Below are 7,235 nucleotides of genomic sequence, written 5' to 3'. Positions count from 1 at the left end.
GACGACCGAAGCGGTGTAGGTGGAGGGCTCGCCGGTGGCGTCGGTCACGGCTCACGCCGGGGTGACACGCTCCGGCGCCGTGAGGAAGACGATACCGGCATCCTCGGGCGTTGCGTCGTTAACGATGATAGCATCGGCGTCCAGCGCTGGTTGAGGCCGGGCCAGACTTGCGGCGATATCCGCCGCACTCTCGTGGTTGCGGGCCCCACCCTGCAAGTAGAAATCAGGACGGGCCACCATCGCGACGCAGCCCAGTCCGTCGAGGAAGCGGGTATATGTGCCCTCCACATCCTTCACGCCGCCTGGCCCGTCTCCGAGATGCACAACCACGGCGTCGAGAGCCTTCAGGCCCGCGCGATTCGCATCGGACAGCCCCTCAAGAACGGAAGCGTCCTTGGCAATCAGCGTGAAATGAACGCCCAGCAAATCATCAAAAAGTCCGCGCTTGCCGTCAACTTCGATAACGCCTTGCGGCCCAAGCAACCCGCTATCAGGCGCGTCCTTCACGTACAACCCGCCATCTCCCAGCCGTGGCTGCGGCAGCGAAGGCGCCTTGTAGCCCGCTTCAGCGCGCGCAGCCAGCATCATGCGGTCACGCTCAGCGGCCGCTTGAGGATCGGTGATGCAGATCACCTTGCCCAACTCGATTGCAAACCTAATCAGTTCCTGCGCATGGGCGCTACGTTCGGGGCCATAACTGTCGAGCACGGCATCGCTCAGCTTGCCACGCAGCACGGCATCCAATCGCCAAGCCAGCGCGGTTGAATCGCGCATGCCGGCGCACATACCCTGGCCCGTGAACGGTGCCGTCAGGTGCGCCGCATCGCCGGCCAGAAAAGCCCTGCCCTGCCGCCATGACGTCGCCCATTGCCCCCGGAACGTATAGACCGCATGTCGTTCGAGCGTCGCATTCTCTGGCGTCACATCCCACTGCGCCAACAGGTCCCACGCGACTTCATCGCGATTCATCTCTTCAATTTTTTCGCCAGGCAGCAGCATGAACTCCCAGCGCCGGCGGCCGGGACCGCCCGAGATGACCGATGTCGGGCGGCGTGGATTGCACCATTGCCAGTTTCTTGGGCTCCAGACGCGTTCAGTCTTCGGAATCACATCGACGACAAGCCAGTTAAACTCGGCAAAGCCGATGTCGTGCATCGGGATGCCCAGCGAACGGCGCACGAATGAATTCGCACCGTCCGCACCAACGATATATTTCGCGCGTATGCTTTCGCGCGGGCCATCCCCCACCCACTGCCCGCCCTGCATTGAACCGCGTTCGATGTCGAGCTGCACGCCGTCAGCGTCCTGGGTGAATGCCGTAGCGCTCCAGCCCTGCCGGACAGTCACGGTCGGCAATGCTTTAACTTTTTCGTCTAAAACACGTTCCAAAATCGGCTGCGAAAACATGTGGGCGACCGGCCAGCCACTGATCGCTTTGCCGCCGACACTGAATTCCAGCAGCAGTTCCTTATCGACGTTGCGCCACTCATAGGCATCCGCGGTCTCAACAATCTTGTTGATATCTTCGATTGCATCGACCGCCTGGAACATGCGTGCGATTTCATGGTCAAAATGCACCGCGCGCGGCAGAGGGTAGAGATCTGGCCAGCGTTCGACCACCGTCACTTTATGCCCTTGGCGGCCCAAGAACATCGCAAGCAACTGCCCCGTAGGGCCATAACCAACGATCACGACGTCTACGGTTTTAGTCGCTTCCGCCGGATCTTTATCAGACAGTTCCATATTATTTTTCCTCGTGTTTCTTGTCGCTTACGCTTCGTTATTAATCGCCATGTTCACCGGAAAATCCGGCCCCCAGAGATAAAGCGCCTCTTCCGGGTCATGGTCGCCACCATCCCATGCCATGCCCGCGGGGATGTAGTCGATATGGCAGTTATATTCCCACCATTTTCCAAACGGATCCTGAACGTAGTTGAAATAGTTCGAACCCAGGACATGACGCCCGAGGCCCCAATGATTCGTATAGCCTGCATCGCGCATCTGCTTCTGGCCGAGACTAAGCTCCTCGATGCTGGGAAGATCCCACGAGCTATGTTGGATGCCACGTCCATGGCTCCTAACAAAGGCAATGAGATGATGATCGCATCCATAACGTGCATAGTTGAAGGCAACCATTTCCCCGGAACTATCGGAAATCTTCAAGCCCATACCACGGTTATAAAATTCACAGGCACGCCGGACGTCGGGCGTAAACAGCAGCATATGCGCCAGCCTTGTGGGCGCGACTTTCGGCGCCTGGGTACGAAACGGCGCTCCTTGAAGGCCCGCGGGAACCGTTCCGTTCGGTAACACTGCCTTTTCGTCGATCATTGTCTTCGGCGCGACCCGCAATTGCACCAAAGTACCATCGGGATCATGAAACCAAAAGCCGTCCGGCGTTCCCGCAGCGTGCTGCCTGGCCTCAACGCCGCCGGCTTCACGAATTTGGCTTACGATCTGATCAAAGTCGCGATCATAACATCCCATGCTAAGAAATTGAAACGACTTCTTTTCGCCTGAAATCACCTTTAACCAAACATGCTCACTGGCGCTTGCACGGACCAATAACGTGTTCTCATCGTCTTGCACTCTCAACCCGAAAGCGAGCAAAAATTTCTTCGCCTCCTCGGGATCCGGAACGGCAAGTCCGAAATGATTGATAGAGTGAACGCCCGCTTTTGCCCAATCCTGGGCAAGTGGTTTAACCATATCCAATTTCCTCCAAACAAAGCGTTTTTATTTTGACAAACCACTTGCCTGCATTAATGCAGGCAAGAAAACACATTGAACCACATCTGAACTTTAGATGCGGCCAACCCTTTTTATGAGCGGATTGCCCGATAATTGCAGCTGTCAGATCGACGATACGCGCACGAGTTAGAACAACTCGCTGCAATAGCATCCGCGTGGAACATGTCCGGCACGCATGAATTTCAAAAACTTCATTTTCGTTCCTCGGTTATTGCGAAAACATCCCCAAAGATGACCACTCCGAGTTTCTTAAGTAAACGATACAGTGATGTCGGAATGACCGTCAAGTCAGTGTGATCTTGCGCTGCAAATTTTTTTAGTGCCAAAATTTGATATAGATCAAATTATTTTATTCCGATTGTTCCTAGAGTTTTTCTAAATGTTTCTTTTATCTAATTCGACGCATAGCCTGAGTTTCTGAGGTAGTTTGCGCACTCGTCTGGCTTGAACTCCTTGAGCAATGTGCCGATGCGTTTCCAGGTTATCTCGACGGTTCGTTCTGCGGCTTTGCGGAGCAGGGTTTTGAGCTTTGCGAAGACCTTCAGGGACACCACCCCCTGCGCTCCGGCAGGCCGGTCCTCTCCTGCAATGCCTACTTATCTCGCCCCCTTCACCGACTGCGGTCTGACCGCTTTCGGCCCCTCCTAGTCAATCCTGAGCGAGTGTGAAGCACGCAGTGTGATCACAACATTGTTTAAAAACAATATATTATTGTTGGCCAAGGCGTTCTGAAATCGTATCTATGTAGTGCGGATTTCCTCAAATTCCGGTTCATGGCATCCGCGTGCGCGTGCATTTGCCGCCGCTGCCGAGTGTCGTCATGTTATTGGCGTCCATAAGCTCGGAGAAATACGTCCACCGCCCAGTGGGGGCCGGTTTCCTCGTCAAGCCGCAGTGGAGCGCCGTAAAGTGCGGGCTCAAGAAATCCAGCCTCGAGCAGGCCCTTAAAGTGCAGCGCGGCAATTTCCGGGTCAGATTTCCGCAAGACTCCAGCATCCATTAGCCCCTCTAGGCGGCTGGCCATCTCCTGCCAGACCCGCTGCGGTCCGCGCGCATAGAGCAAGGGGCCCAGACTGGAATTTGCTCCTTCGGCCATTGCCATGCGGATGATGGACAATACCTTGGCGGATGTGACGAAGCGCATGAATGCGCTGCCAAAATTGCGCAGGACCACGGCCACATCCGCATCCTCCCGGTCAAGCAGCGCGAGCAACTGCATGCCTTGTTCCTCTATCGCGTCGAGCATCGCCGCCGCGAACAGTTCTTCCTTTGATTTGAAATAGTTGTACAAGGTCGCTTTGGAGCCGCCGACGCGTGCCGAAATCTCGGCCATGCTCGCGCGCTCATAGCCAACCTCCTTGAACACCTCCAACGCCGCTTCAATGATCGATTGACGCCGGCTTTCCGTCTTCACACGCATATCAGATCCTTTTCCACACCATACTGTACGGTTTTCCGTTGACTGACAACATTCAGGCACATATAACCGTACCGTACGGTTTAATAAAGAGCCATTTTGCCCTGGCACTGATTAACCGGGTGACAGCTTCGGGTTCTAAGAGAGGTTTCATATGGATACAGGCGTAAACGCCGCGGCCGTTACCGCGGCAACAGCACCCGCGAGCGATGCGCGACGCTTGCAGCGGCGGAAGAGACTTTTGGGCAGCCTTGCGGCCGGCGTCGTGGCCGTTGGTGTTGCCGGCTTTGGGTACAACGCCCTGGTTGCGTCGCATTATGCCGAAACCGACAATGCCTATGTCGGCGCCGACACCGCGACCATCACGCCGCTTTATGCCGGGCCTGTCGCGCAGGTGCTGGTGCAGGACGCGCAGGCGGTGAAACGCGGCCAAGTGCTGGTGCAGCTCGATGATACCGATGCGCGCATCGCCCTGGCGCAGGCGCAGGCCAATTTGGCCAACACCCGGCGCAATGTGGAAGCCCTGTTCGCCAAAGATGCCAGCCTGCAAGCCGAGATCGCCGCCCGTGTGGCGGACGAGAAGGCGGCCCAGGCCAACCTCGCCAAGGCCAAGATCGACCTCACACGCCGCCAGTCCCTTCTCGCCTCCGGCGGTGTCTCGGCGGATATCGTCACCGCCGCTCAGACGGCCTACAGCACTGCCGCGGCGGCTGACCAACTGGCCCGCGCCAACTACGATTCCGCCGTTGCCGCCTATCAAGCCAACCACGCGCTCATCGACGGCGCCACTGTCGATACGAACCCGCAGGTGCTGGCTGCCCAGGCCGAGCGCGACCAGGCGCAGGTAAACCTCAACCGCACCATCATCCGCGCGCCGGTGGATGGAATCGTCACCAGCCGAGACGTGCAGGTGGGCCAACAGGTGCAGCTGGGCCAGACTCTGATGCTGGTTGTGCCCGTGGACCAGGCCTATGTGGATGCCAACTTCAAGGAGGTCCAACTCGCCAAGGTCCGGCCCGGCCAGAAGGTGACGCTCACCTCCGACCTTTATGGCGGCGGCGTCAAGTTCCACGGCATGGTCGAGGGTTTCTCCGGCGGCACCGGTGCAGCCTTTGCCCTGCTGCCGGCCCAGAACGCCACCGGCAACTGGATCAAGGTGGTGCAACGCCTGCCAGTGCGCATCGCCCTCGATCCTGATGAACTGGCCAAGCATCCGCTGCGGGTGGGGCTCTCGATGGACGCCGTCATCGACACCGCCAAGTAAGGGGCTGCCATGGATCTTTCCGCCATTTTCGGCGACGGCAAAGCGCCGCCGCTGCGCGGCTCGAAGCTGCTGACCGCCGCCATCCTGATCGGACTTGGCAATTTCATGGTCGTGCTCGACACCACCATCGCCAACGTCTCGGTACCGACCATCGCCGGCTCGCTCGGCGTCGCCTCCAATCAGGGAACGTGGGTGATTACCTCTTACGCAGTCGCCGAGGCCATCACGGTGCCGCTCACCGGCTGGCTGACCAAGAAATTTGGCGGGGCGCGGGTGTTCATCACCTGCTATCTGGGCTTTGCGGCCGTGTCGCTGTTCTGCGGAATGGCCACCTCGCTGAACATGCTGCTCTTCGGGCGCGTGCTGCTGGGCCTCGTTGGCGGGCCGATCATGCCGCTCTCGCAGATGCTTCTGCTGCGCGTGTTCCCCAAGGAGCAGGCGACACTCGGCACGGTGCTGTGGGCCATGACCACGCTCACCGGCCCGGTGGCCGGCCCCATCCTCGGCGGTATCATCTGCGACGATTACGGCTGGCCGTGGATTTTCTACATCAAGGTGCCCATGGCCATCCTCGGCGGCCTGGCCGTGCTGTTGCTGCTGCGCGGCCAGCCCGACCCGACCGAGAAAGCCACGATCGACAAGGTCGGCTTCGGCCTTCTGATCGTCTGGGTAGCCGCTTTACAGATCATGCTCGACGAGGGCCGCAACCAGGACTGGTTCAATTCTCCCGAGATTTGCACGCTGGCCATCATCGCCGTGATGGGCTTCCTGGCGTTCCTGATCTGGGAGCTGACCGAGGAACACCCGATCGTCGACCTGACCGTCTTCCGTTATCGCGGCTTTGCCGCCGCGGCAACCACCTATGCCGTCGGCTTCGGCGCCTTCTTCGCCACCGTGGTGATCCTGCCGCTATGGCTACAGTCGAACCTTGGTTACACCGCCACCTGGGCTGGTTATGCCACGGGCATCATGGGCATTTTCGCCGTGCTTTCCGCCCCGCTGGTCGGCAAAGCCACGGAAACATTTGACCCGCGGCTGATCGTCTGCCTCGGCATCGCCGGGCTGGGGTTAACGGCCGCATGGCGCACCGGCTTCGACTCGGACGTGACCTTCGGACAGCTGGCAATGCCGACGCTGGCGATGGGCCTGTTCATGGTGATGTTCTTCGTGCCGGTGACGGGGTTGGCCATGGCCAGTGTCAAACCGCACGAACAGGCCAATGCCGCGGGGCTTTCCAACTTCCTGCGGACGCTGGCGGGCGCTTTCGCCACCTCCATCGTGCAGACCGTCTGGCAGAACGCCACCCGCACCAAGGAGACCGGGCTGGTCGACGCCATGACGCAAGGGCAGCAAGCCATCCAGGGCATGATGGCGAGAGGGTTCACGCACACCCAGGCCACGGCGGCGCTTGGCCAGATCACCGACGGCCAGAGCGTGATGCTGGCGACGCTCTACACGTTTGCCGCCATTACCGCGGTGTTCTTCTTTGCCGCGTCGCTGATCTGGTTCGTACCGAAGCCGAAAGGAAAAATCGATATGAGTCACAGCCACTGATTGAACGCATATCGAAACGTAATTGCCTGCCAGGCCCACTCTCGCCCCAAAGAGTACCCATACCTTGACCTACGCCCTCTCCGGCCGCTTGCGGCTCCTGACTTCCGTTGCCCTCGTTCTCACCCTTTCCGGCTGCATGATGGGCCCCAACTTCCAGGCGCCGCACCCGGCTGTCCCGCCATCGTACACCCAGGAGGCCCCGGCGGGCGCGCGCCCCTATGTGTCGGGCGATGCGGTGGATCCGCAGTG

The 7,235-nt window shown here is 59.2% G+C and carries 5 protein-coding genes and 2 pseudogenes; 3 read left to right on the top strand and 4 right to left on the bottom strand.

Annotated features, from left to right (window positions below):
* Positions 1-51 precede the first annotated feature (51 nt).
* From mhpA to ACLPJJ_RS04325, 4 genes and pseudogenes are all read right to left on the bottom strand, one after another.
* Complete coding sequence (gene mhpA, locus ACLPJJ_RS04340) at positions 52-1,743, bottom strand: bifunctional 3-(3-hydroxy-phenyl)propionate/3-hydroxycinnamic acid hydroxylase MhpA (protein WP_443589723.1); 1,692 nt, start codon at positions 1,741-1,743, stop codon at positions 52-54.
* Between the two features lie 27 nt (positions 1,744-1,770).
* On the bottom strand, positions 1,771-2,709 hold the full coding sequence (locus ACLPJJ_RS04335) for a VOC family protein (RefSeq protein WP_443589722.1): 939 nt from the start codon (positions 2,707-2,709) through the stop codon (positions 1,771-1,773).
* A gap of 434 nt (positions 2,710-3,143) precedes the next feature.
* Positions 3,144-3,287 (bottom strand): annotated as a pseudogene (locus ACLPJJ_RS04330) (IS630 family transposase); the annotation flags it as partial.
* Positions 3,288-3,574: 287 nt separating this feature from the next.
* On the bottom strand, positions 3,575-4,171 hold the full coding sequence (locus ACLPJJ_RS04325; protein WP_443589721.1) for a TetR/AcrR family transcriptional regulator: 597 nt from the start codon (positions 4,169-4,171) through the stop codon (positions 3,575-3,577).
* A 238-nt stretch (positions 4,172-4,409) separates the two neighbouring features.
* Here ACLPJJ_RS04325 and ACLPJJ_RS04320 point away from each other — a divergent pair, with 238 nt between their 5' ends.
* The 3 genes and pseudogenes from ACLPJJ_RS04320 to ACLPJJ_RS04310 form a co-directional block, all read left to right on the top strand.
* On the top strand, positions 4,410-5,432 hold the full coding sequence (locus ACLPJJ_RS04320) for an HlyD family secretion protein (protein ID WP_443589720.1): 1,023 nt from the start codon (positions 4,410-4,412) through the stop codon (positions 5,430-5,432).
* A 9-nt stretch (positions 5,433-5,441) separates the two neighbouring features.
* Positions 5,442-6,986, top strand: coding sequence for a DHA2 family efflux MFS transporter permease subunit (locus ACLPJJ_RS04315; protein WP_443589719.1), 1,545 nt, complete (start codon positions 5,442-5,444; stop codon positions 6,984-6,986).
* A gap of 64 nt (positions 6,987-7,050) precedes the next feature.
* Positions 7,051-7,235 (top strand): annotated as a pseudogene (locus ACLPJJ_RS04310) (hypothetical protein); the annotation flags it as partial.

The organism is Acidocella sp. (assembly GCF_052326845.1).
In the GTDB taxonomy this organism is placed as follows: domain Bacteria; phylum Pseudomonadota; class Alphaproteobacteria; order Acetobacterales; family Acetobacteraceae; genus Acidocella.
The sequence above is the reverse complement of the archived record's forward strand: the minus strand, read 5'-3'. Positions and strand labels throughout refer to the sequence as shown.